Annotated in this window: 1 protein-coding gene; it reads right to left on the bottom strand. The window is 33.2% G+C overall.

All coding sequences use genetic code 11. From position 1 onward, the window contains the following. A partial coding sequence (locus E3E25_RS11470; RefSeq protein WP_167893426.1) for a TonB-dependent receptor domain-containing protein occupies window positions 1–388 on the bottom strand: 388 nt, incomplete at both ends.

Below are 388 nucleotides of genomic sequence, written 5' to 3'. Positions count from 1 at the left end.
AATAAAGAAAAATCAAAAGCAAGATTGTATTGGGTTGTTGATTCCCATTTTAAGTCTTGATTTGCCAAATTCGGGTTAGGAATATTACCAGCAGCATTAGAAGAAATAAACGGATAAAAAAGTTGTATTACAGGACCCTGATTTAAGTATGGTGTAATTGCAGAGTTACCTGTAGTACCAACACCAACTCTCAATTTAAGATCATCAACCCATTTTATATTATCCATGAATTTTTCTTTACTTACTCTCCAAGCTAACGCAAGAGAAGGATAAGCAGCATATTTATTACCTACAGGAAGTACTGAAGAACCATCCTGACGAATGGATGCTGTTAAAAGGTATTTATCCTTATAACTGTAATTTAACCTTGCCATATAAGATAGCAATT

This window comes from Thermococcus sp. MAR1, assembly GCF_012027305.1.
Taxonomy (GTDB): domain Archaea; phylum Methanobacteriota_B; class Thermococci; order Thermococcales; family Thermococcaceae; genus Thermococcus.
The sequence above is the reverse complement of the archived record's forward strand: the minus strand, read 5'-3'. Positions and strand labels throughout refer to the sequence as shown.